The 21,876-nt window shown below is 68.8% G+C and carries 20 protein-coding genes and 1 pseudogene; 14 read left to right on the top strand and 7 right to left on the bottom strand.

Annotated features, from left to right (window positions below):
- The first annotated feature begins 4 nt into the window (after nucleotides 1-4).
- A complete protein-coding gene (locus DDF62_RS07940) occupies nucleotides 5-577 on the top strand; it encodes an HD domain-containing protein (protein WP_116488628.1) in 573 nt (190 codons plus the stop codon).
- Here the strand turns inward: DDF62_RS07940 and DDF62_RS07935 are convergent.
- Nucleotides 564-1,544, bottom strand: coding sequence for an endonuclease/exonuclease/phosphatase family protein (locus tag DDF62_RS07935; protein ID WP_116488627.1), 981 nt, complete (start codon nucleotides 1,542-1,544; stop codon nucleotides 564-566). The two genes, DDF62_RS07940 and DDF62_RS07935, sit on opposite strands and share 14 nt — an antisense overlap.
- A 149-nt stretch (nucleotides 1,545-1,693) precedes the next feature.
- Here DDF62_RS07935 and queA point away from each other — a divergent pair, with 149 nt between their 5' ends.
- Nucleotides 1,694-2,800 carry a tRNA preQ1(34) S-adenosylmethionine ribosyltransferase-isomerase QueA gene (gene queA / locus DDF62_RS07930; RefSeq protein WP_116488626.1) on the top strand — a complete coding sequence of 369 codons (1,107 nt, stop codon included), beginning with the start codon at nucleotides 1,694-1,696 and terminating at the stop codon, nucleotides 2,798-2,800.
- The gene (tgt, locus tag DDF62_RS07925) at nucleotides 2,801-3,916 is read left to right on the top strand and encodes a tRNA guanosine(34) transglycosylase Tgt (RefSeq protein ID WP_116488625.1); all 1,116 of its coding nucleotides are present in this window, start codon (nucleotides 2,801-2,803) and stop codon (nucleotides 3,914-3,916) included. It begins immediately after the preceding gene.
- 350 nt (nucleotides 3,917-4,266) lie between these two features.
- On the opposite strand, the gene DDF62_RS07920 is transcribed toward tgt, so the two are convergent.
- The 5 genes from DDF62_RS07920 to DDF62_RS07900 form a co-directional block, all read right to left on the bottom strand.
- Nucleotides 4,267-5,556 carry an outer membrane protein transport protein gene (locus DDF62_RS07920; protein WP_116488624.1) on the bottom strand — a complete coding sequence of 430 codons (1,290 nt, stop codon included), beginning with the start codon at nucleotides 5,554-5,556 and terminating at the stop codon, nucleotides 4,267-4,269.
- Nucleotides 5,557-5,876: 320 nt separating this feature from the next.
- Nucleotides 5,877-6,785 carry an SDR family NAD(P)-dependent oxidoreductase gene (locus tag DDF62_RS07915; RefSeq protein WP_116488623.1) on the bottom strand — a complete coding sequence of 303 codons (909 nt, stop codon included), beginning with the start codon at nucleotides 6,783-6,785 and terminating at the stop codon, nucleotides 5,877-5,879.
- A gap of 202 nt (nucleotides 6,786-6,987) precedes the next feature.
- Nucleotides 6,988-7,980 carry an HlyD family secretion protein gene (locus DDF62_RS07910; protein WP_116488622.1) on the bottom strand — a complete coding sequence of 331 codons (993 nt, stop codon included), beginning with the start codon at nucleotides 7,978-7,980 and terminating at the stop codon, nucleotides 6,988-6,990.
- 1 nt (nucleotide 7,981) lies between these two features.
- Nucleotides 7,982-8,746 carry an ABC transporter ATP-binding protein gene (locus DDF62_RS07905; protein ID WP_116488621.1) on the bottom strand — a complete coding sequence of 255 codons (765 nt, stop codon included), beginning with the start codon at nucleotides 8,744-8,746 and terminating at the stop codon, nucleotides 7,982-7,984.
- On the bottom strand, nucleotides 8,743-9,885 hold the full coding sequence (locus tag DDF62_RS07900; protein WP_116488620.1) for an ABC transporter permease: 1,143 nt from the start codon (nucleotides 9,883-9,885) through the stop codon (nucleotides 8,743-8,745). Before DDF62_RS07900 ends, DDF62_RS07905 begins: the two co-directional genes overlap by 4 nt.
- A gap of 237 nt (nucleotides 9,886-10,122) precedes the next feature.
- Between DDF62_RS07900 and DDF62_RS07895 the strand changes: the two genes are divergently transcribed.
- From DDF62_RS07895 to DDF62_RS07875, 5 genes are all read left to right on the top strand, one after another.
- Nucleotides 10,123-12,192: a S46 family peptidase gene (locus tag DDF62_RS07895; RefSeq protein WP_116488619.1), complete on the top strand. Its 2,070-nt coding sequence runs from the start codon at nucleotides 10,123-10,125 to the stop codon at nucleotides 12,190-12,192.
- 364 nt (nucleotides 12,193-12,556) lie between these two features.
- Entirely contained in the window at nucleotides 12,557-13,477 is a 921-nt protein-coding gene (locus DDF62_RS07890; RefSeq protein WP_116488618.1) for an EF-hand domain-containing protein, read from the top strand.
- 278 nt (nucleotides 13,478-13,755) lie between these two features.
- Complete coding sequence (locus DDF62_RS07885) at nucleotides 13,756-15,039, top strand: NupC/NupG family nucleoside CNT transporter (protein ID WP_101711322.1); 1,284 nt, start codon at nucleotides 13,756-13,758, stop codon at nucleotides 15,037-15,039.
- Between the two features lie 67 nt (nucleotides 15,040-15,106).
- Complete coding sequence (locus tag DDF62_RS07880) at nucleotides 15,107-15,478, top strand: endonuclease domain-containing protein (protein ID WP_279629661.1); 372 nt, start codon at nucleotides 15,107-15,109, stop codon at nucleotides 15,476-15,478.
- Nucleotides 15,479-15,553: 75 nt separating this feature from the next.
- The gene (locus DDF62_RS07875; RefSeq protein WP_116488616.1) at nucleotides 15,554-16,171 is read left to right on the top strand and encodes a glutathione S-transferase family protein; all 618 of its coding nucleotides are present in this window, start codon (nucleotides 15,554-15,556) and stop codon (nucleotides 16,169-16,171) included.
- A gap of 221 nt (nucleotides 16,172-16,392) precedes the next feature.
- Here the strand turns inward: DDF62_RS07875 and DDF62_RS26615 are convergent.
- Nucleotides 16,393-16,530 (bottom strand): annotated as a pseudogene (locus DDF62_RS26615) (hypothetical protein); the annotation flags it as partial.
- 87 nt (nucleotides 16,531-16,617) lie between these two features.
- On the opposite strand from DDF62_RS26615, the gene DDF62_RS07865 reads away from it, so the two are divergent.
- The 6 genes from DDF62_RS07865 to dxs all read left to right on the top strand — a co-directional run bounded on the left by DDF62_RS07865 (nucleotide 16,618) and on the right by dxs (nucleotide 21,713).
- The gene (locus DDF62_RS07865) at nucleotides 16,618-17,538 is read left to right on the top strand and encodes a histone deacetylase family protein (protein WP_116488615.1); all 921 of its coding nucleotides are present in this window, start codon (nucleotides 16,618-16,620) and stop codon (nucleotides 17,536-17,538) included.
- Nucleotides 17,539-17,579: 41 nt separating this feature from the next.
- On the top strand, nucleotides 17,580-18,200 hold the full coding sequence (locus DDF62_RS07860; RefSeq protein ID WP_116488614.1) for a histidine phosphatase family protein: 621 nt from the start codon (nucleotides 17,580-17,582) through the stop codon (nucleotides 18,198-18,200).
- Nucleotides 18,201-18,266: 66 nt separating this feature from the next.
- Entirely contained in the window at nucleotides 18,267-18,536 is a 270-nt protein-coding gene (locus DDF62_RS07855) for an exodeoxyribonuclease VII small subunit (RefSeq protein ID WP_116488613.1), read from the top strand.
- Nucleotides 18,536-18,898, top strand: a complete 363-nt coding sequence (locus DDF62_RS07850) for a tRNA-binding protein (RefSeq protein ID WP_101716140.1) — start codon at nucleotides 18,536-18,538, stop codon at nucleotides 18,896-18,898. Before DDF62_RS07855 ends, DDF62_RS07850 begins: the two co-directional genes overlap by 1 nt.
- On the top strand, nucleotides 18,895-19,776 hold the full coding sequence (locus tag DDF62_RS07845; protein WP_101716141.1) for a polyprenyl synthetase family protein: 882 nt from the start codon (nucleotides 18,895-18,897) through the stop codon (nucleotides 19,774-19,776). Before DDF62_RS07850 ends, DDF62_RS07845 begins: the two co-directional genes overlap by 4 nt.
- Before the next feature lie 17 nt (nucleotides 19,777-19,793).
- Entirely contained in the window at nucleotides 19,794-21,713 is a 1,920-nt protein-coding gene (dxs, locus tag DDF62_RS07840; RefSeq protein ID WP_116488612.1) for a 1-deoxy-D-xylulose-5-phosphate synthase, read from the top strand.
- Nucleotides 21,714-21,876 lie beyond the last annotated feature (163 nt).

Below are 21,876 nucleotides of genomic sequence, written 5' to 3'. Positions count from 1 at the left end.
CGGCATGATCGTTCATCCGGATCCGCCGCGCGCCGCCTACCAGGAGGCGCATCGGCGCTATCATACGCAGGCTCACATCGACGACTGCCTGGCCAGGTTGGCGGCGGTCGACGGACTGGGCGATCGCGAGCGCGACCTGCTGGTCCAGGCGATCTGGTGGCACGACGCCGTCTACGATCCGCTGCGCCCCGACAACGAGGCCCGCAGCGCCGACCTGGCCCGCGAGGTCCTGGCCGCGGCCGAGGCGCCCGAAACCGACATCGCCGAGGTCGAGCGCCTCATCCTGCTGACCAAGGGCCACACGGTGGAGACGGGCGACCGGCTGGGCGCCCTGATGGTGTCGATCGACCTGTCGATCCTGGGGGCGGCGCCCGAAGCCTACGCCGCCTATGCCCGGGCTATCCGCGAGGAGTACGCGGCCGTGCCGGACGAGATCTATCGCGCCGGTCGGGCCAGGGTGCTGGAGAGCTTCCTGGCCGCGCCGGTGCTGTTTCCCGATCCCGCTTTCGCGAAGGCGCTGGACGCCCAGGCCCGTCGCAACCTCGCCGCCGAGATCGCCGAACTCACCCGCGCTTGAGCGTGATCACCACCGGCCGGTGGTCCGAGCCCAGGTGCGGGCCGCGCTTGACCGACACCGTCTTCCACTGCTTGCCGGCATAGAGGTGGTCGATCGGCATGAACGGGAAGGGGGCCTTCAGCAGACGGGTGAACGAGCCCGACGGCCAGGAGGGCAGGGCGAGGGTCCGGCGCTCAAGGCCGAACAGCTTGTCCTGTCGGCGCAGGCTCCAAGACCAGGGCGTGGAGTTGAAGTCGCCGGCGACGATCATCGCCTTCTTGTCGAAGCCGTTCAGCATCTGCGCCAGGCGACGGCTCTGGGCCTGCTGGGCGCCGGCCGGGATCGGCCAGACATAGTGGGTGGCCACCACCGTGAACGCGCCGTTCGGATCGGCCAGGGTGGCCCAGGCCACCGACAGCGGCCGCTCGCGGTCGTAGACGCCGCCCCGGGCGACCATCTTCTTCTTGCTGAAGATCCAGGTGTCGCACGGGCGGGTGTTGCCCACGCAGGAGACGACGAACGGATAGAGCCGGCGCAGCGGGCCGATCAGCGGCCAGGCGCTGCCGCCGCCTTCCTCGACGAAGAGCACGTCGGGATCCTCGGCCAGAACCCACTCCAACGCCTCCGTCGGGTCATCGTTAGAAGCCCAGACGTTGAATTGCATGACCTTCAGCGTGGCGGGGCCCGGGTCGAGCTTGCGGGTCTGGGCCGCGACCAGCTCGGGCGCCATCAGGCCGCCATGGGCCAGGATCGCCACCACGCCCATGACGACGATCGCCCAGCGCTCGCTGCGCCGCGAGACGATAGCCCCGACCACGGCGCCGGCAAGGCCCGTGACCAGCCAGACCGGCGCGAAGTGGTTGGCCACGTCCAGCCGGTCGCTGAAGGCGCCGCCAAGACCGGCGAGGCCGAGCGCCAGAGCCAGCAGGACCAGGGCAAGAGCCGTGCCGCGGCAGAACAGGCGGGCAAGGTGCAGGATCAGTTGCATGACTTCGCCCTTAGCACGAGCCGACGACGGTCGTGTAAGGCGGCGTACGTTTCGAGCGGCTTGGTGGAGCGGTTGCGCAGCCGCGCGGCGCCCGTGCGGCCGCGCCGCGCCTTGACCTCGCGCCCCCTTCGTGGCCTTGAAGCCGGCCCATGCGCCTTTCCGACTTCGACTTTCACCTTCCCGACGACAGCATCGCCCTGCGCCCGGCCGAGCCGCGCGACAGCGCGCGCTTTCTCGTCGTGCGCCCGGGACAGGATCTCGAGGACCGCATCGTCCGCGAGCTGCCCGATTTCCTGCGTCCCGGCGATGCTTTGGTGTTCAACGACACCCGCGTGATCCCCGCCCGCCTGTCGGGCCTGCGCGAGGGCCGCACGACCGGCGGGGGGGATGGCGCGCCCGTCGCCGTCGAGGCCACCCTGCATCGCCGGATCGCCCCCGACCGCTGGAGCGCCTTCATGCGCCCGGGCAAGCGCCTGAAGGCCGGCGACCGCGTGGCCTTCGCCGCCGAGGGCTCGGTCGCCTGCGAGGCCGAGCGCCTGGACGCCACGGTGGTCGAGAAGCACGAGGGCGGCGAGGTCGTTCTGGCCTTCGACCTGTCGGGTCCTGACCTGGACATCGGCATCGCCCGGCATGGGATGATGCCGCTGCCGCCGTACATCGCCGCCAAGCGGGCCGAGGACGACCGCGACCGCGCCGACTACCAGACCGTCTACGCCCGCGAGGACGGCTCGGTGGCCGCGCCGACGGCCGGTCTGCACTTCACGCCGGACCTGCTGGAGGCGCTGAAGGCCAAGGGCGTGTCCCTGCACTTCGTCACCCTGCACGTGGGGGCGGGCACCTTCCTGCCGGTGAAGACCGACGAGGTTTCCGAGCACAAGATGCATGCCGAGTTCGGCGAGGTCTCGGCGCAGACCGCCGATGCGCTGAACGCCGTGCACGCCGCCGGCGGCCGCATCGTCTGCGTCGGCACCACGTCCCTGCGCCTGATCGAGAGCGCCACGGGCGAGGACGGCGTGGTCCGCCCGTTCGCCGACGAGACGGCGATCTTCATCACGCCCGGTTACCGCTTCCGGGCGGTCGACGTGCTGATGACCAACTTCCATCTGCCCAAGTCGACCCTGTTTATGCTGGTCAGCGCGTTTGCCGGCCGGGCGACGATGCGCGCGGCCTATGAGCACGCCATATCGACGGGCTACCGCTTCTATTCCTATGGCGACGGCTCGCTGCTGTTCCGCGCCGATACAGAGACCGTCTAGATGGCCGCCTTTCCCTTCGAGATCAAAGCCACGGACGGCAAGGCCCGCACGGGCGTGCTGAAGACCCCGCGCGGCGACATCCGCACCCCGGCCTTCATGCCGGTGGGCACGGCGGGCACGGTCAAGGCCCTGACGGTCGACCAGGTCAAGGACACGGGCGCCGACATCATCCTGGGCAACACCTATCACCTGATGCTGCGCCCGACGGCCGAGCGGGTGAAGCGCCTGGGCGGGCTGCACAAGTTCATGCGCTGGGACAAGCCGATCCTGACCGACAGCGGCGGCTTCCAGGTGATGAGCCTGTCGGGGATCAGCAAGGTCACCGAAGAGGCCGTCACCTTCGCCAGCCACATCGACGGGACCAAGCACGTGCTTTCCCCCGAGCGGTCGATGGAGATCCAGGCCGACCTGCTGGGCAGCGACATCGTCATGCAGCTGGACGAGTGCGTGGCCTGGCCGGCGGAAGAGAAGCGGGCGCGCGAGGGCATGGAGCTGTCGGCGCGCTGGGGCCTGCGCTCCAAGACCGCCTTCGGGACCCGCGACACGCAGGCCCTGTTCGGCATCCAGCAGGGCTCGACCTTCGAGAACCTGCGCCGGGAATCGTCGGAGCGCCTGCAGGAGATCGGCTTCGACGGCTACGCCATCGGTGGTCTCGCCGTAGGCGAGGGGCACGAGGCGATGTGTGAGGTGCTGGACTACGCGCCGGGCCTGCTGCCGGCCGACAAGCCGCGCTACCTGATGGGCGTGGGCAAGCCGATCGATCTCGTGGAAGCCGTCTATCGCGGCGTCGACATGTTCGACTGCGTGCTGCCGACCCGCTCGGGGCGCCACGGCCAGGCCTGGACCTGGGACGGGGCGATCAACATCAAGAACGCCCGCTTCGCCGAGGACGAGAGCCCGCTGGATCCGACCAGCGACTGCCCGGCCAGCCGCGACTATTCCAAGGCCTATCTGCGCCACCTGTTCAAGGCCGAGGAGATCCTGGGGCAGGTGCTGCTGTCGTGGCACAACATCGCCTTCTTCCAGGCCCTGACGGCGGCCATGCGGGCGGCCATCGAAGAGGGGCGTTTCGAGCAGTTCCGCCGGGACTTCGCGGCGCGGCAGAAGGGCGGTTGAGGAGAAACCTCCCCCTGTGGGGGAGGCGATCGCGCCAGCGATCGGTGGGGGAGTGGGGGCGAGATCGGCCGATTTTCCGGAAGCTGAAAACGGCCCCCCACCGGCCTTCGGCCGCCTCCCCCAGAGGGGGAGGTTCCTGGCGCGGAGACGCTCCCCCTGAAGGGGGAGCTGTCGCGAAGCGACTGAGGGGGAGGGATTGCCGCCGTTCGGGGCGAACTGGCCTCACAGGACACTTCCCCCTCCGGCCCTCCGGGCCACCTCCCCCTTCAGGGGGAGGATCTCTTTGGACAAACAAAAAGGCCGCCAGGATCGCTCCAGGCGGCCTTTCCGTATTCATGACCCTAGAGGGATCAGAACGTCCAGCGGACGCCGGTCGACAGGACCGTGGCGTGGCCGGTGGCCAGGCCGTTCAGGGTCACCGACGAGCCGGTGGCCGTGGCGTCGGTGCGGTGGATCTCGGAATCGTCGAACGCGATGTAGGTCGCGGCGATGTCGAGGTTCAGGTTCGGCTTGGCGGCCCAGGTGGCGCCGACGGCGTAGAGCATGCGGTCGCCGTCCGGAACGCGGGCGGTGCGGCCCTCGTCCGGGGTCGGGGTCGGGTCCTTCTGGACGCCGCCACGCAGGGTCAGGCGCGGGGTCAGCTGGTGATCCACGCCCACGGCCACGGTGGTGATGTCCTTGTAGTCCTGCTCGCTGACCGAACCGCCGCCGGCGAAGGTGACGCGGATGGCGTCGAACTCGCTCCAGCCGACGCGGGCGACCTGGGCGTTCAGGGTGGTCTTGGGGGTCACGGCCCAGCGGGCGCCGAGGGTGGCCATCCACGGGGTGGTGATGGTGGCTTCACCGGCGACCGTGCGGTTGGCCGTGGTCGGCAGCGGGGCCAGGATGCCCGAGACCGCCACGTCGCCCTTCAGGGTGTGCTCGGTCTTCGAACGGTAGCTGGCGCCGAAGGTCAGGGCCGGGGTGGCGTGGAATTGGGCGCCCACGGTCCAGCCGTAGCCCCAGCCGTCGCCGGTCAGTTCCTGGCGGCCGTCGCCTTGCAGCGGCGAGGCGTTCGGCAGGGCGTTGGACAGTTCGGCGTCGGCGTAGACGCCGCTGATGCCCACGCCCAGGTCGAGCTTGTCGTTGACGCGGTAGGCCAGGGTGGCCTGCAGGTCGGCCGTGGTCAGGCGCGACTTGATGGCGTCGTAGCGAGCCCAGCTGTTGGCCTCGTACTCGGTGGTGAAGTTGTAGGGGGCGGCCATCGACAGGCCGACGACGATCTTGTCGTTCAGACGCCAGGCGCCGGCGAAGTTGGGCACCACGCCGTCGTTGATGACGTCAGTGGCCGTGCCCGTGCCGCCCACCGGGGTGGTGACCGGAACCGGACGGGTGATGGTCGAGCCGTTGTTGGTGACCTTGGAGTTCACCAGCACGGCGTGCAGGCCGCCGTAGACTTCGGCGTGCTCGACGCCGGCGATGGCGGCGGGGTTCCACCACAGGCTGGCGGCGCCGCTGTCGGCGACTTCGCCCGAATAGGCGCGGCCGGCGCCGCGGGCGGATTGTTCCTGCAGGTAGAAGCCCGAGGCGGAGGCTTGCGAAGCGGCGGCGAGGGCGGCGAGCGCGGCGCCGGCGGCGAGGACTTTACGCGAGAGAGCCATGTGACTGACAGACCTTCTTGGGGAGGTTAGGTCCAACCAACACCTTGCGATGCTGGAGGTTGCCGCCGGCTCTAACGCATCTTTTCAAAAACCGTTGCTATTTATTCGCGTAACGGTGAATTTTGTTCTCGGCGTCAAAGAAAGAGTGCCTTTTCGGCCTCTATTCATTCGTCGTTATGTCAAAACGAGTGCTTTCCCTTAGGTAAAGGCTTGTATTCGCCGCAATTCTTTCAGGTCGAGATTTTTGTAATTTACGTCAAATGTGGCGATCGCGGGCGCGGATGTTCCGGCGCCCGCGATCACGGCGTCCCGACGGGAGGTCAGCCGCCAGCCAGCTTGCGGAAGAACTTCTGGCCCTGCTCGCCGCCGTTGAAATAGGCCTGCTGGCCCGGCTCGGCGGTGATCTGTTCCCAGCTGTCGCGCACCTCTTCGGCCGAGAGGCCGCCTTCGCCCAGATAGACGCCCTCGGTCTCGAAGATGCGGGCCAGGGCGAAGACGCCGGCCCCGGCGGTGAGGATCGCGCCGGTGGGGGCGTCCTCCGACACCAGGTAGACGACGCCGGGGGTGACGTATTCGGGGTTCAGCTTGGCCAGGATCTCGGGCGGCATCAGGCCCTCGGTCATGCGGGTGGCCGCGACCGGGCTGATGGCGTTGATCTTGACGTTGTTCTTGGCGCCCTCGAGCTTCAGCGTGTTCATCAGGCCCAGCACCGCCATCTTGGCCGCGCCGTAGTTGGACTGGCCGAAGTTGCCGTACATGCCCGAGGACGAGGTGGTGACGACGATGCGGCCGTAGTTCTGGGCCTTCATGATGTCCCACACGGCCTTGATCGGCTTGAAGGTGCCGAAGACGTGGACCTGGATGACCGCCTCGAAGTCGGCCAGCTCCATCTTGGTCAGGGTCTTGTCGCGCAGGATGCCGGCGTTGGCGACGAGGATGTCGATGCGGCCCCACGTGTCGATGGTGGTCTTGACCAGGTCGGCGACGCCGGCGTCGTCGGTGACCGAGGCGCCGTGGGCGATCGCTTGGCCGCCGAAGGCCTCGATCTCGGCCACCACGGCCTTGGCGGCGTCGGACGAGCCGCCCGAGCCATCGACGCTGCCGCCCAGGTCGTTGACCACCACCTTGGCGCCGCGACGGGCCAGTTCCAGGGCGTGCTGGCGGCCAAGCCCGCCGCCCGCGCCCGTGACGATGGCCACCTGACCGTCGAAGCGAATGTCGTCCGCCATGCCCTTAGATCTCCCTCAAACGCGTGTTTGGTTTGCGCGTTTGTGCGACCGCGAGGAGGGGGCGTCAAGAAGGATCGGCATCCGAAGACAGGTGCGAAACCTCGCCCTTCGACGAGCTCAGGGTGAGGTTTTCCTCAGGCCCTGGCCGCGGCGATGGTCCTCATCCTGAGCTTGTCGAAGGAGGAGGACCACGCGCGGCGGATCAGCTCTTGGCCGGATCGGGCGACTGCGGGCCGGTGCGCTTGGCGCCGGCGGTCTGGCCCGGCTTCATGAACTTCACCAGCACGCGCTGGCCGATCAGGAAGGGGGTCTCGTCGGCGCTGACCACCACCTCGACCACGCGGGCGTCGGTGCGCTCGGACGGGTCGTCGGACTGAAGCTTGCGGGCCCCGAACACGGCGGCGCGGCGCAGGACCTTGCCGGTGTAAGTCTTCTTCTGGTCGGCCTCGGGTATGATCTCGACCGACTGGCCGATGGTGACGAAGGGGATGGCCGACTCGCTGATTTCGGCGCGGACGATGCGGGCCGTGGACGGCTCGAGGTCGAACATCGAGGTGACGTTCAGGGTCGAGGCGCCCGAGCCCGGATTGGCGTAGCGGCGGGCGATGCGGCCGTCGGCCGGCGCGCGGATGATCGTCAGTTCCTGGTTGTAGCGGGCCTGGTTCAGCTGGGCCGCGAAGGTGGCCACCAGGGCGCGCTGGGCGTCGAGCTCGGCGTCGGCGCCGGCGATGGCGTCGCGGGCCTGGTCGAGGCGCTGGCCGGCCACGAAGTTCGAGGCGGTCAGGCCTTGCAGGCGGGCGTACTCGCGCTGGGCCGTGGTCTTGCGGACCTCGAGCACGCGGATCTGGGCCTTGGCTTGGGCGAGGTTGGCCGAAGCCGTCTCTGCGGCCAGGCGGACGTCGTCGTCCTCCTGCTTGGCCAGCGGCTGGCCCTTGTGGACCATGTCGCCTTCCTGGACGTAGACCTCGCTGACGATGCCCTGGCGGCGGGCGGCGACGGCGATCATGCCGCCCTCGACATCGGCCTTGCCGTCGGCGACGGCGCCGTAGGGGGTGGCGGGCGTGGCGGCGGCGGTCTTGGCGGCCTCGACCTTCTTGGCCTTGGCCTGGCTCTGCATCCAGAGGCCTCCGCCGAGGATGGCGAGGGCGCCGACGGAGATCAGCCAGAAGCGGCGACGACGGAACAGGGCGGGCATCTCAGGCTCCGATGAGAGGACGGTCGGCCGCGGCGGGCGCGGGCTGCGACGTGACGCGGCGGTCGTCGAGGATGCGGCCGTCCTCGATGTGGATGACGCGGTCGGCGAAGGATTCCATGCGGTGGTCGTGGGTCACGCAGATCACGGCCGCCCCATGCTCCTTGGCCGCCCGCTGCAGCAGGCGGGTGACGATCTGGCCGTTCTCGCCGTCAAGGGCCGAGGTCGGCTCGTCGGCGAACAGAAGCCGGGGCTGCTTGGCCAGGGCGCGGGCGATGGCCACGCGCTGCTTCTCGCCGCCCGACAGCTCGGACGGGCGCTGGTTGACTCGGTGGCCAAGGCCGACCTCGTCGAGCGCGACCATGGCCATGCGCCGCGCCTCGGCGACGTCGTAGCCCTGGTACTTCAGCACGGTGGTGACCTGCTGCAGGGCGGTGAGGGCGGGGAACAGGTTGAAGCCCTGGAAGATGAAGCCGCAGTTGTCGAGGCGGAACTTGTCGATCCGACCCGACGGCAGCGACCACAGGTCCTGGTCCATGGCCCGGACCCGGCCTTCGTCGGGCCGCAGCAGGCCCGACAGGCAGGCCACCAGCGTCGACTTGCCCGAGCCCGAAGGGCCCATGACCATGGTCACGTCGCCGTGCAGGGCGTCGAAGTCGACCGATTTCAGCACCTCGATATAGGTGCGGCCGGTCTTGAAGCGCTTCTGCAGGCCCTTGGCGACGATCGCGGTCTTGCCCGGGGTGAGGAGGTGAGGGGATTGGCTCATCGCAGCAGATCCGCCGGTTGGCTCTTCTTGAGGATGCCCAGGGCCAGCAGGCCCGAGACGATGGCGATCAGCATCAGGAACCCGGCCGAGGCGATCACCATGGGGATCGGGAAGCTCATCGGCAGGCCGCCCATCTTGGCCAGCTGCGAGACCGCGCCGACCAGCACGGCGGTGGCCGCCAGGCCCGCGATGCCGGTCCAGAAGCCCAGCTCGATGACGATCATCCGCAGCGAGCCCATCGACACGCCCAGGGCGCGCAGGGAGGCGAACTCCTTGATGTTGGCCAGGATCGCGCCGCGCAGGGTCTGGGAGGTGATGCCCACGCCGATCAGCAGGCCCAGGAACACCGAGAAGCCCAGCATGATGCCGATGAAGCTCTCCTTCATCATCGCGCCGTCGTTGGCTTCGGACAGTTCGGCGCGGGTCCAGGCGCGGTAGGCCTTGTCGGAGGTCGCGTTGAGCTGGTCGCGGACGATCTCGGCGCGGGCCGGGTCCTTGATGCGCACCATCAGCGGGCCCACCCGGCTGCCGGTCGAGGCCTGGCCCAGCAGGCGCAGGGTGTCGCGCGACACCACGACGGTCGGCTGCATCATGTTCGGATAGCCGTCGAGGATGTAGCGGATGTAGACCGTCTTGCCGTTGATGCTGGCGCGGTCGCCCAGCTTCTGGATGCCCAGCTTGGCCATGCCGGTGCGGTCGATCGCGACCGAGTAGGGCTCGAGCAGCGCCACGCGGATGTTCTCGTTGTAGTCGCGCGGCCAGGTCACCGCGTCGTTGCGGGTGTCGACCGCCGAGGTCTGGATCCACTCGCGCACGCGCTTCTTGCCGGGCGGCGGGTCGTTGCTCCACATGCCGCCGCCGCCGTCGAGATCGGCGACCTCGACCACCTCGGGGTGCATGTACATCTGGGCCATGACCCGGCGCGGCAGGCCGTTGCCGCCGTTCATCAGGCTCTCGGCCTTGGGGCCCAGCACCATGATGTCGGCCGGCGAGCGGTCGATGGTGGCGGTGAACGCCTTGCCGATGCCGGTGAACATGCCGACCTGGGCGAGCACCAGCAGGCCCGAGAAGGCCAGCGCGATGATCGCCGCCAGATATCGCCGCCATTCGTACAACAGTGTGGCCAACGCCAGCGACATGCCGACACGCTCCCCCAATCAACGGTTGCACAAGAACAGCGCCGAACCGCTTAGGCCAAGTTAAATCGGGGTAAGACACAGCCCTTCGACGGAATGTGATCAGGGCGCACGTTTGTTGCGTCGGGCGCCCGACCGACGAAACAAGGATGGCGAAACAGGGGTGGCTCTGGCGGCCTGGCTTGGCTATGGCTGTTATATTGTACGCCACGACGGCGCTGCGCCGTGCAAGGACGACTCATGAAGACTGTGACGCTGGCCGCCTCGGCCCTGGTTCTCTCGTTCGCCGCCGCCGGCGCGGCCCAGGCCGACGAGGGCATGTGGACCTTCGACAACTTCCCCTCGGCCAAGGTCAAGCAGGCCTACGGCGTCGACATCGACCAGAAGTGGCTCGACACCGTGCGCGCTTCGGCCGTGCGCCTGACGACGGGCTGCTCGGCCTCGGTGGTCTCCAAGCAGGGCCTCGTCCTGACCAACAACCACTGCGTGGCCGACTGCACCCAGGCGCTGTCGAGCGAGGGCAAGGACTACGTCAAGGACGGCTTCCTGACCGGCGCGCGCGAAGAGGAACTGAAGTGCGCGGGCATGCAGGCCGAGGTGCTGCTGTCGATCACCGACGTCACCGACCAGGTGAAGGCCGCCGGCGCGGGCAAGACCGGCCAGGACTTCGTCAAGGCGCGCGACGCATCCTTCGCCACCGCCGAGCTGGCCGCCTGCGGCCAGGACAAGACCCTGCGCTGCCAGACCATCAGCTTCTACCGCGGCGGCCAGTACAAGGTTTACAAGTACCGCCGCTATGCCGACGTGCGCCTGGTGTTCGCGCCGGAATACGCCACGGCCTTCTTCGGCGGCGACCCCGACAACTTCAACTTCCCGCGCTTCAACCTCGATAGCGCCTTCCTGCGCCTGTACGAGGACGGCAAGCCGGCCAATACGCCCAACCACCTGACCTGGCGCGCCACCGCCCCGGTCGAGGGCGAGCCGACCTTCGTGGCCGGCAACCCGGGCACCACCCAGCGCCAGCTGACCGTCTCGCAGCTGGAGACCAACCGCGACCTGATCATTCCGATCGGCCAGCTGCAGCGTTCGGAGATGCGCGGCCGCCTGATCCAGTTCGGCGAGCAGTCCGAAGAGAACAAGCGCATCGCCAACCAGCCGCTGGCCGGCGTGGAGAACAGCTACAAGGTGTTCTTCGGCCAGCAGTTCGTGCTGAGCGACAAGAAGTTCATGGACGCCAAGCGCGCCGCCGAGACCGAGCTGAAGACCAAGGTCGCCGCCGATCCGAAGCTGGCCGCCGAGATCGGCGACCCGTGGGGCGAGATCGACAAGGCGCAGGTCGCCCTGGCCGACCAGTTCGTGCCGATGCGCCAGCTGGAGACCTCGGCCGGCGGTGGCTCGGACCTCTACGGCTACGCCCGCACCCTGGTGCGCGGCGCCCAGGAGCGCGCCAAGCCGGCGGCCGAGCGCCTGCCGGAATACGGCGACACCCGCCTGCCGCTGGTGGAGAAGCGCCTGCTGGACGTGCGCCCGGTCGATGCGCCGCTGGAGCGCATCTATCTCGAGCACTGGCTGCTGAAGACCCGCGAATACCTGACGGCCGACGCGCCGGCCGTGAAGCTGCTGTTGGGCAAGGAAAGCCCCGAGGGCCTGTCGGCTCGCCTGGTGGCCGGCAGCAAGCTGGCCGACCCGGCCGTGCGCAAGGCGCTGTGGGACGGCGGCCTGGCCGCCATCCAGGCCTCGGACGATCCGATGATCCAGTTCGTGCTGAAGACCGAAGGCGCGGGCCGCGACGTGCGCAAGGCCTACGAGGCCAGCGTCACCGCCCCGACCGACGCCGCCGCCGAACGCATCGCCAAGGCCCGCTTCGCGGTGCTGGGCGACACCGTCTATCCGGACGCCACGTTCTCCTTGCGCTTGTCGTACGGCAAGGTCGCCGGCTGGACCCATCGCGGCCGCACGATCACCCCGTTCACCGACTTCGCCGGCTTCTACGACCGCGTCACCGGCGCCGAGCCCTTCGAGGCCGCTCCGCGCTGGATCGCCGCCAAGGACAAGCTGAACCAGAAGACGGTCTACGACTACGTCACCACCAACGACATCATCGGCGGCAACTCCGGCTCGCCGGTGATCGACGCCAAGGGGCGGGTGATCGGGGCGGCCTTCGACGGCAACATCCACTCGCTGGGCGGCGCCTTCGGCTATGACGGTTCGATCAACCGCACGGTCGTGGTCTCGACCGCGGCCATCACCGAGGCCCTGACCAAGGTCTATGGCCGCGACGCGCTGGTGAAGGAACTGGCCGGGAAGTGATCCTTTCCCTCTCTCGATAGAGGGACCTGATCTCGAACGAACGCCGCGACAGCCGATCCGCTGTCGCGGCGTTTTTTCGTTGGAGCGGCGGGGACCTCTCCCTCCGTAAAATCCCCGCGAAAGCGGGGACCCAGGCTTTTTCTGCATCCACCGCACTCGACGATAAAACTCCTGGGTCCCCGCTTTCGCGGGGATTTTACGGGGAGAGGGACACGCGTGGGGAAAGGCGGAGCAAGTCCGCATTTCAGCGCCGTAACCTGCCGAAATGTGGAATGTTTTTCGCTGGATCCGAAACGCGCCCAGGGCAAGGGCGCGCGTAACGCCCGCGCCATAGCGCGCATCACCGGTTCCAGGAGACATCGCCTTGAGCGTTTCCAGCCTGAGCAGCACCTCGATCATGCAGCAGTTGCTGCAGTCGATGCGCGGCTCCTCGACGACGTCGGCGGCCAGCGCCGCCTCGTCCTCCAGCGGCGCGTCCGCTGGGCAACAAATGCAGGTCGGCAGCGGCGAGCCTCCGCCGCCGCCTCCGCCGCCCATGAGCTCGCAAGGCTCCAGCGGCGAAAATTTCAGCTCTGAAACCCTCGGCTCGCTGCTTTCCATGCAGGAAGGCGGCCAGATGGGCGGCATGAGCCAGATGGGGGGCATGGGCGGCGGGCAGGGGATCTTCGAGAGCCTCGACACCGACGCCGACGGCGCGCTGTCGACCGACGAGCTGACCACGGCCCTGACGTACGCGCTGGGCGAGTCCGACGACATCTCCTCGGCGGTCAGCAGCCTGATCTCCGACGGCGACAGCGATGGCGACGGCGTGCTGACGGGCGGCGAGTTCGCGGCCCTGGCCCAGGCTTCCGGCGGACCCGGCGGTCCGCCGCCCGGACCTCCGCCGTCGGGCGGTGGTGAAGGCGGCGCCGGCGGCGCTGGTGGAGGCGGCGGCGTCAGCCAGGTGTTCGACAGCCTCGACACCAACCAGGACGGCACGGTCTCGGCCGCCGAACTGGCCGCGGCTAATACCGACAGCGCCGATGCGGCCACCGCCGCCGCCGACCTGATCTCGGCGGCCGATACGGACGGCGATGGCGGCCTGTCGGGCCAGGAGTTCGGGGACCTGCTGAAGCAGGCGTCGGATTCTTCCAGCGCCACGACCCTGGCCGACACGCTGTCGAGCTCTTCCCTGGCTTCGGACATGATGCAGAAGCTGCTGCAACAGCTGGCCGACGCCGCGACCAGCAGCGCCGCCAGCGGCGAGGGCGTCAGCTCGGCCTCGTCGGTGAGCATCGCGGCTTGAACGGAGGGAGCCCTCCCCCTTGATGGGGGAGGGTTGGGTGGGGGTGACTTGGGCCTTGCCGGCTGAACCGCCGCGCCACCCCCATCCCCAGCCCTTCCCCCATCAAGGGGGAAGGGAGATGACTTTCCCCAGCGGCCAACTGGTCGCCGAACGAGCACGCGCCGCCCCGACGCCGAAGGTCAAGCAAGCCGCTTGCGCCGGGCGCGCTTGTGTTGGACAAACTGGCCCCTTGGTCGGCGTCGCGGGGGCGTCGCTTCACAATTCAAGGTTCTGCCGTCTTGCTTTTCCGTCCTGAGAACGTTCAGGCCCTCGCGGGTCTGGCGCTCACCCTGGGCCTTTGCTGGCTCGTCTCCGAAAACCGCAAGCGCTTCCCGTGGGTGCTGGCCATCGGCGCCCTGATCATCCAGGTCGGCCTGGTCGTCCTGCTGTTCGGCCTGCCTCAGGCCCAGCAGATGCTGCGCGGCGTCAACGGCGCGGTCGAGGGCCTGGGCGCCTCCACCCAGGCCGGCACGGCGTTCGTGTTCGGCTTCCTGGCCGGCGGCGACCAGCCCTATCCGGTCAGCAATCCGGGCGCTGGCTTCATCTTCGCCTTCCGCGTGATGCCTGTGATCCTGGTGGTCTGCGCCCTGTCGGCGCTGCTGTGGCACTGGAAGATCCTGAAGTGGGCAGCCCAAGGCTTCGGCTTCGTGTTCCAGAAGACCCTGGGCCTGCGCGGCCCGCCGGCCCTGGCCACCGCCGCCACCATCTTCATGGGCCAGATCGAAGGCCCGATCTTCATCCGCGCCTATCTCGACAAGCTGTCACGCTCGGAACTCTTCATGCTGATCACGGTCGGCATGGCCTGCGTGTCCGGCTCGACCATGGTGGCCTACGCCACCATCCTGGCCGACGTCCTGCCCAACGCCGCCGCCCACGTGCTGACCGCCTCGATCATCTCGGCCCCGGCCGGCGTGCTGCTGGCGCGCATCGTGGTGCCGTCGGATCCGCTGGAAAAGGGCGGCGATCTGGACCTGGCCGCCGAGGACAAGACCTACGGCAGCTCGATCGACGCGGTGATGAAGGGCACCACCGACGGCCTGCAGATCGCGCTGAACGTCGGCGCGACCCTGATCGTCTTCGTGGCCCTGGCCACCATGCTCGACAAGTTCCTGGCCATGCTGCCGGCGATCGGCGGCCAGCCGCTGAGCCTGACCCGCGGCCTGGGCGTGATCTTCTCGCCTCTGGCCTGGTCGATGGGCATCCCCTGGAAGGAAGCCGGCAGCGCCGGCGGCCTGCTGGGCACCAAGCTGATCCTCACCGAGTTCACCGCCTTCATCCAGATGGCCAAGACCGGCGCGGCCTCGCTGGACGAGCGCTCGCGGATGATCATGACCTATGCCCTGTGCGGCTTCGCCAACATCGGCTCGGTGGGCATGAACGTCGCCGGCTTCTCGGTGCTGGTGCCCCAGCGCCGCCAGGAAGTGCTGAGCCTGGTTTGGAAGGCGATGATGGCCGGCTTCCTGGCCACCTGCCTGACCGGCTCGCTGATCGGCCTGATGCCGCGGGTGCTGTTCGGGTTGTAAGGGCCGTTGCCTCCACCTCTCCCTTCCCCCTTGATGGGGGAAGGGGCGGGGATGGGGGTGACACGGCGTGTCAGAACGAACACCAAGGCCGACGCACGCCCCCGGCGCCGTCGGCCGCGCCCGCCGCCTTCGGCGGGACATGACCGCCAGCGAGCGGAACCTGTGGAAGGCGCTTCGAGCGCTCGATCTCCACATACGGCGTCAGGCGCCGATCGGCCGCTACGTGGCCGACTTCGTGCATCATCCGTCGCGGCTCGTGATCGAGGTCGATGGCGGCGGGCACGATCTTCCTGAACAGCAACTTTATGACGCCGAGCGCGACGCCTGGCTGGCCGGGCAGGGTTATCGCGTGCTGCGCGTGCGGGACGGCGACGCCTTCGGAAAGCCCGAGGAAGTGGCCGAGCAGGTGGCGATGGAGATACGGCGGCTTGTCGTCTGACGCAGCGTCACCCCCATCCCAACCCTTCCCCCATCAAGGGGGAAGGGCTCTATTGGGCGCGGGAGGACTATCAGAATGAAGCTCTATGACAGCCGTCGCGCGCCCAATCCGCGCCGGGTGCGGTGGTTCATGGCCGAGAAGGGGGTCGAGGACGTCGAGATCGTCGAGGTCGACATCTTCGCCGGCCAGCACCGCACGCCCGACTACATGGCCAAGGCCGGCCTGCCCAACGTGCCCGCGCTGGAGATGGACGACGGGACGACGATCACCGAGTCGGTGGCCATCTGTCGGTACCTCGAAAGCGTCTATCCCGAGCCCAACCTGTTCGGCCGTGATCCGCGCGAGGTCGCGGTGATCGAGATGTGGGCCAGGCGCGCCGAGATGCTGGTGGCCACGCCGCTGATGCTGACCGTGCGCCACAGCCATCCGGCCCTGGCGGCGATCGAGACCCAGATCCCGGAGGTCGCCGCCAGCAACCGCGCCGCCGCCGAGAAGGGGATCAGGGTGCTGGACAGGCGCCTGGCGGAAAGTCCGTTCATCGCCGGCGACCGGGTGACCATCGCCGACATTCTCGCCGTTACGGGCATCGACTTCGCGCGGATGGCGCGGTTCAGGCCGGATCCGGAACTGGTGAACGTGAAGCGGTGGCTTGACGAGATGAACGCCCGCCCGGCGGCGAAGGCGGGGGTGTAGGGGGCATTTGAGCTGCAGGCGTCACTGCAAACCGATCCCCTCTCTCTTAGAGAGAGGGAGGGGCCCGCGCCGAAGGCGTGGGAGGGTGAGTGGTTACGACCTCGTTGATCGGAGCGCGGCCAGGATATCGGCCGCCGTCCCACCGGGATCGGCCAAGACCCGCGGTCGATCGCGATCTGCCGCATGAACTTGAAGCCGGCGAGGCGGCGGTTACGGACGAGCGCCCATAGCGTCTTCTCGGCCAGGGTTTGGCTTCGGCGAAAGCGGTGGGCGTAGGCGGTTCTGTCCTTGCGCAAAGCTTGGGTGCGACGCGTTTTCAATCGGAGGAATTGGGATTTTCCTGTGAGCAGCGAAACCACTCACCCTCCCACCGCTTCGCGGCGGGCCCCTCCCTCTCTCTAAGAGAGAGGGTTTGAGGAGGTGTCCATCCGGCATAACCTCGTTCCATGGCCGTCTCGCTGTTCACCCACGCCGACATGCTCGACCACCGGCCGGGGCCTGGCCACGTGGAGAGCCCCGCGCGGCTGAAGGCGGTGATCGACGCGCTGGAGGACGAGGCGGGGCTGGATCTCGAGGCCTTCGAGGCGCCGCTGGTCGATCCGGCCGACCTCGCCCGCGTGCATCCGGCCGCCTTCGTCGATTCGATCTTCGCCGCCGCGCCGCACGCGGGGATCCATGCGCTGGACCCGGACACGGTGCTGTCGACCGGCAGCCTGATCGCCGCCCGCCGCGCCGCCGGGGCGGCGGTTGCGGCCGTACGGCAGGTGGCGGCGGGAGAGGGCCGGCGGGCCTTCTGCGCCGTTCGGCCGCCGGGTCATCACGCCGAGCCGGCTGTCGCCATGGGCTTTTGCGTGTTCTCCAACGTCGCGGTCGCCGCCCGGGTCGCCCAGGCCAGCGGCCTGGCCCGCGTGGCCATCGTCGATTTCGACGTCCATCACGGCAACGGCAGCCAGGCCGCGTTCGAGCACGACCCGACGGTGATGGTGGCCTCGATCCACCAGTCGCCGCTCTATCCCGGCACCGGCGATCCGTCGGAGACCGGCGTGGGCAACATCGTCAACGCCACGCTGGCGCCGGGCGCGCCGCGCGAATCCTGGCGACGGGCGTTCGAGGGGCTGATGGAGCGAGTCGATGGTTTCGCGCCCGACCTGATCCTCGTCTCGGCCGGATTCGACGCCCACGAGCGCGATCCCCTGGCCTCGCAAAGCCTTCGCAGCGAAGACTTCGCCTGGGCCACAAGGGCGATCGTGTCGGTCGCCGACCATCGGGCCAGAGGGCGTATTGTCTCCTCGCTCGAGGGCGGGTACGACCTCGAAGCGCTCGGCCGTTCGGCGAAGGCGCATGTCAGAGCGCTTCAGGAAGGATGAGACCCGGCTCCGCGTCAGCGGCTATCGGGTCGTCGAGGAAAATGGCCGACGCACCGACCGCCGACCAGACCGCCTCGAGCGTGGTCCGCCCGCCCGGGGCCATCGTCCTGGCCCGCCACGGCGAACCGGCGCTGTCGCGCAAGGTGCGCTTCGACGCCAAGACCTATGGCGACTGGTGGGCCCGCTACGAGGAGGGCGGCCTGCTGCCCGGCCAGACCCCGCCCGACTGCCTGCTGGAGATCGCCGCGCGTTCGGAGGTGATCGTCGCCTCGACTCGCCTGCGCTCGATCGAGACCGCCCAGGCCGTGGCCGGCGGCCGCGACTTTCCGCGCGACCCGATGTTCATCGAGGCGCCCCTGCCGCCGCCGCCGTGGCCCAGCTGGATCAAGCTGTCGCCCAAGAAATGGGGCTTCTTCGCCCGCTTCTGGTGGTGGTTCTTCGACCATCACATGGGCCAAGAGACCCGCAAGCAGGCCGAGGCCCGCGCCGAAGCGGCCGCCGACGCGCTGATCGCCCTGTCGCAGGACGGCCGCGACGTGCTGCTGGTGGCCCACGGCTTCTTCAACGTGATGATCGGCAACGCCCTGCAGGCGCGGGGCCTGAAGAAGACGCTCGACCAGGGCTTCCAATACTGGTGCGTCAAGCGCTTCGAGCGCGCCTGACCTTTCACAGCCCGTTGCCCGCCGGCCCCACGCCAACTAGGGTGCGAGCTTCTCCTTGGAGTAGAAATGACCGACGCCGCTTCTTCGACGACCAGTGTTGGCGCGCACGACCTCTCGGCCCTGAGCTTCGAACAGGCCCTGGCCGAGCTTGAGAAGATCGTGTCCGAACTGGAATCGGGCCAGGCGCCGCTGGAACGCTCCATCGACATCTACGAGCGCGGAGCGGCCCTGAAGGCGCACTGCGAAAAGAAGCTCGAGGCCGCGCGCCTGAAGGTCGAGAAGATCGTCCTGGGCCAGGGCGCCGCCGCGGGCGTCGAGCCGGCCGAGTTCTCCTGATGGGCCAGGCCTCGCCGAAACTGTCGCCGACGATCGCGTTCGAGGAGTTCGAGCGCGTGGACATCCGTGTGGGGACCATTGTTTCGGCCGAGGCCTTTCCCGAGGCCCGCAAGCCGGCCTACAAGCTGGCGATCGATTTCGGACCGGCGTTCGGCGTAAAGCGTTCGTCGGCCCAGGTGACCCGCCACTACACGACCGACCAGCTGGTCGGACGCCGGGTGGCGGCGGTGGTGAACTTCAAGCCGCGTCAGATCGGCCCCTTCATGTCGGAAGTCCTGTGCCTGGGCTTTCCGGACGACGAGGGCGAAGTCGTCCTCGTGACGGTGGATCGCGCGGCGCCCAATGGGGGAAAGCTGTTTTGAGCGACCTTGGCAAGCGCATCGCCCAGGCGGCCGACATCGTCACCGTGGCGCTCGACGAGCTGCTGCCGCGCGCAGACGGGCCCGAAAGCCGCCTGACCGAGGCCATGCGCTACGCGGCGCTGGGTCCCGGCAAGCGCCTGCGCCCGTTCTTCGCGCTGGAAACCGGCAAGATGTTCGACCTGCCCGAGCGGCCGGTGCTGCGCGCGGCCTGCGCGCTGGAGTGCATCCACGCCTACAGCCTGGTGCATGACGACCTGCCGGCCATGGACGACGACGACATGCGTCGTGGCCGCCCGACCGTGCACGTGCAGTACGACGAGGCCACCGCCATCCTGGCCGGCGACTCGCTGCAGACGGCGGCCTTCGAGATCATGGCCCACCCCGACACCCACGACGACGGCCACGTCCGCTCGGAGCTGGTGCGCAAGCTGGCCATCGCGTCCGGCGCGCGCGGCATGTGCGGCGGCCAGATGATCGACCTGCTGGGCGTCCGCGACGACCTGGGCGCGGTGGCGCGCATGCAGCGCCTGAAGACCGGCGCGCTGATCGCCTTCGCCTTCGAGATCCCGCTGATCATCGGCCGGGCCAAGGAAGCCGAGCGCGCCGCGCTGATGGGCTTCGCCCAGGACCTGGGGCTGGCCTACCAGATCGTCGACGACATCCTCGACGCCGAGGGCGACGAAGCCACCCTGGGCAAGGCCGCCGGCAAGGACGCCGCCAAGGGCAAGGCCAACTACGTCACGCTTCTGGGCCTCGATGCGGCCAAGGAGCGGGTCGAGCTTCTCGCAGCGCAGACCAAGGCGCATCTGGATATCTTTGGGGATCGGGCCGATCATCTGCGCGAAAGCGTTGATTTCGTGCTGGACCGCCGCAACTGACCGCGCTTTCTAAAGACATGCCGACGCACACGCCTCTCCTAGACACCGTCTCCTCGCCCGCCGACACGCGCGGGCTGTCGATCGCCGAGCTCAAGCAGCTCGCCGAAGAGGTGCGCGCCGAGACCATCGACGCGGTTTCCGTAACCGGCGGCCACCTGGGCGCGGGCCTGGGCGTGGTCGAGCTGACCGTGGCCCTGCACCACGTCTACGAGACGCCCAGGGACATCCTGATCTGGGACGTCGGCCACCAGGCCTATCCGCACAAGATCCTCACCGGCCGCCGCGACCGCATCAAGACGCTGCGCCAGGGCGGGGGGCTGTCGGGCTTCACCAAGCGGGCCGAAAGCGAATTCGACCCGTTCGGCGCGGCCCACGCGGCCACCTCGATCTCGGCGGCGCTGGGCTTCTGCGCCGCGCGTGACGCGAAAGGCGAGGACAACGCCGTCGTGGCCGTGATCGGCGACGGCTCGCTGGGCGCGGGCATGGCCTATGAGGCGATGAACGCGGCCACCGACGCCACGCGTCAGCTGACGGTCATCCTCAACGACAACGACATGTCGATCGCCCCGCCGGTGGGCGGCATGAGCGCCTATCTGGCCAACCTCGTCTCGGGCGGCGCCTATCGCAAGGCGCGCAAGCTGGGCAAGACGGTGGTGGAAAAGCTGCCGACCCCGATCCGCGACGCGGCCCGCAAGGCCGAGGAATACGCCCGCGGCATGGTCACCGGCGGCACCTTCTTCGAGGAGCTGGGCTTCCACTATGTCGGCCCGATCGACGGCCACGACATGGACGCCCTGGTCTCGGTGCTGAAGAACGCCCGGGAATTCAAGGAAAAGCCCGTCCTCGTCCACGTCGTCACCCAGAAGGGCAAGGGCTACGCCCCGGCCGAGGGCGCGGCCGACAAGCTGCACGCCGTGGCCAAGTTCGACGTCGTCACCGGCCAGCAGCAGAAGGCGGCCGCCGGCCCGCCCAGCTACACCAAGGTGTTCGCCCAGGAACTGGTCAAGCAGGCGGCCAAGGACGACAAGATCGTCGCCATCACCGCCGCCATGCCCTCGGGCACAGGCCTCGACATCTTCGAAAAGGCCTATCCGACCCGCACCTTCGACGTGGGCATCGCCGAGCAGCACGCGGTGACCTTCGCCGCGGGCCTTGCGGCCGACGGCATGAAGCCGTTCGCGGCGATCTATTCGACCTTCCTGCAGCGCGGCTACGACCAGGTTGTCCACGACGTGGCCATCCAGCGCCTGCCGGTGCGCTTCGCCATGGACCGCGCCGGCCTGGTCGGCGCCGACGGCCCCACACACGCGGGCAGCTTCGACATCGGCTTCATGGGCGCTCTGCCGGGCATGGTGCTGATGGCCGCCGCCGACGAGCTGGAACTGGCCCGCATGGTCGCCACCGCCGTCGAGATCGACGATCGCCCCAGCGCCTTCCGCTATCCGCGCGGCGAGGGGCTGGGCCTGGAGCTGCCGGCCGGCCCCGCCGAGCCGCTGGAGATCGGCAAGGGCCGCATCGTCCGCGAAGGGACCAGCGTCGCCATCGTCTCGTTCGGCACGCGTCTTTCGGAAAGCCTGAAGGCCGCCGACCTCCTGGCCGCGCGCGGCCTTTCGGCCACCGTCTGCGACGCCCGCTTCGCCAAGCCGCTGGACCTTGACCTGCTGTTGCGCCTGGCGCGCGAGCACGAGGCCATCGTCACGGTGGAAGAGGGCGCCATGGGCGGCTTCGGCGCCTTCGTGCTTCAGGCCCTGGCCCAGCACGGCGGCCTGGATCGCGGCCTGAAGATCCGCACCCTGGGTCTTCCGGACGTGTTCCAGGACCAGGACAAGCCCGACCTGATGTACGCCGAAGCCGGTCTCGACGCCGAAGGCATCCTTCGTGGGGCGCTGTCGGCGCTGGGCATGGACAATGTCAGCGCGGCGGGGCGGCGGGCGTAAGCCTCCGCACTCAGGTAGAGAGTATCGAACGCCGCGACGGTCGCCGTCGCGGCGTTTTGCTTTTCCGGCTCGCCGATGCGGCCTGCCTCATCCCTGGATGCGGGTGATGGCTGCATCAATGTCGGTTCACGACCCCGAGCGCACGTCCTTGGACCCTCTCTTA

It is taken from the genome of Caulobacter radicis, from assembly GCF_003094615.1.
In the GTDB taxonomy this organism is placed as follows: Bacteria; Pseudomonadota; Alphaproteobacteria; order Caulobacterales; family Caulobacteraceae; genus Caulobacter; species Caulobacter radicis.
The sequence above is the reverse complement of the archived record's forward strand: the minus strand, read 5'-3'. Positions and strand labels throughout refer to the sequence as shown.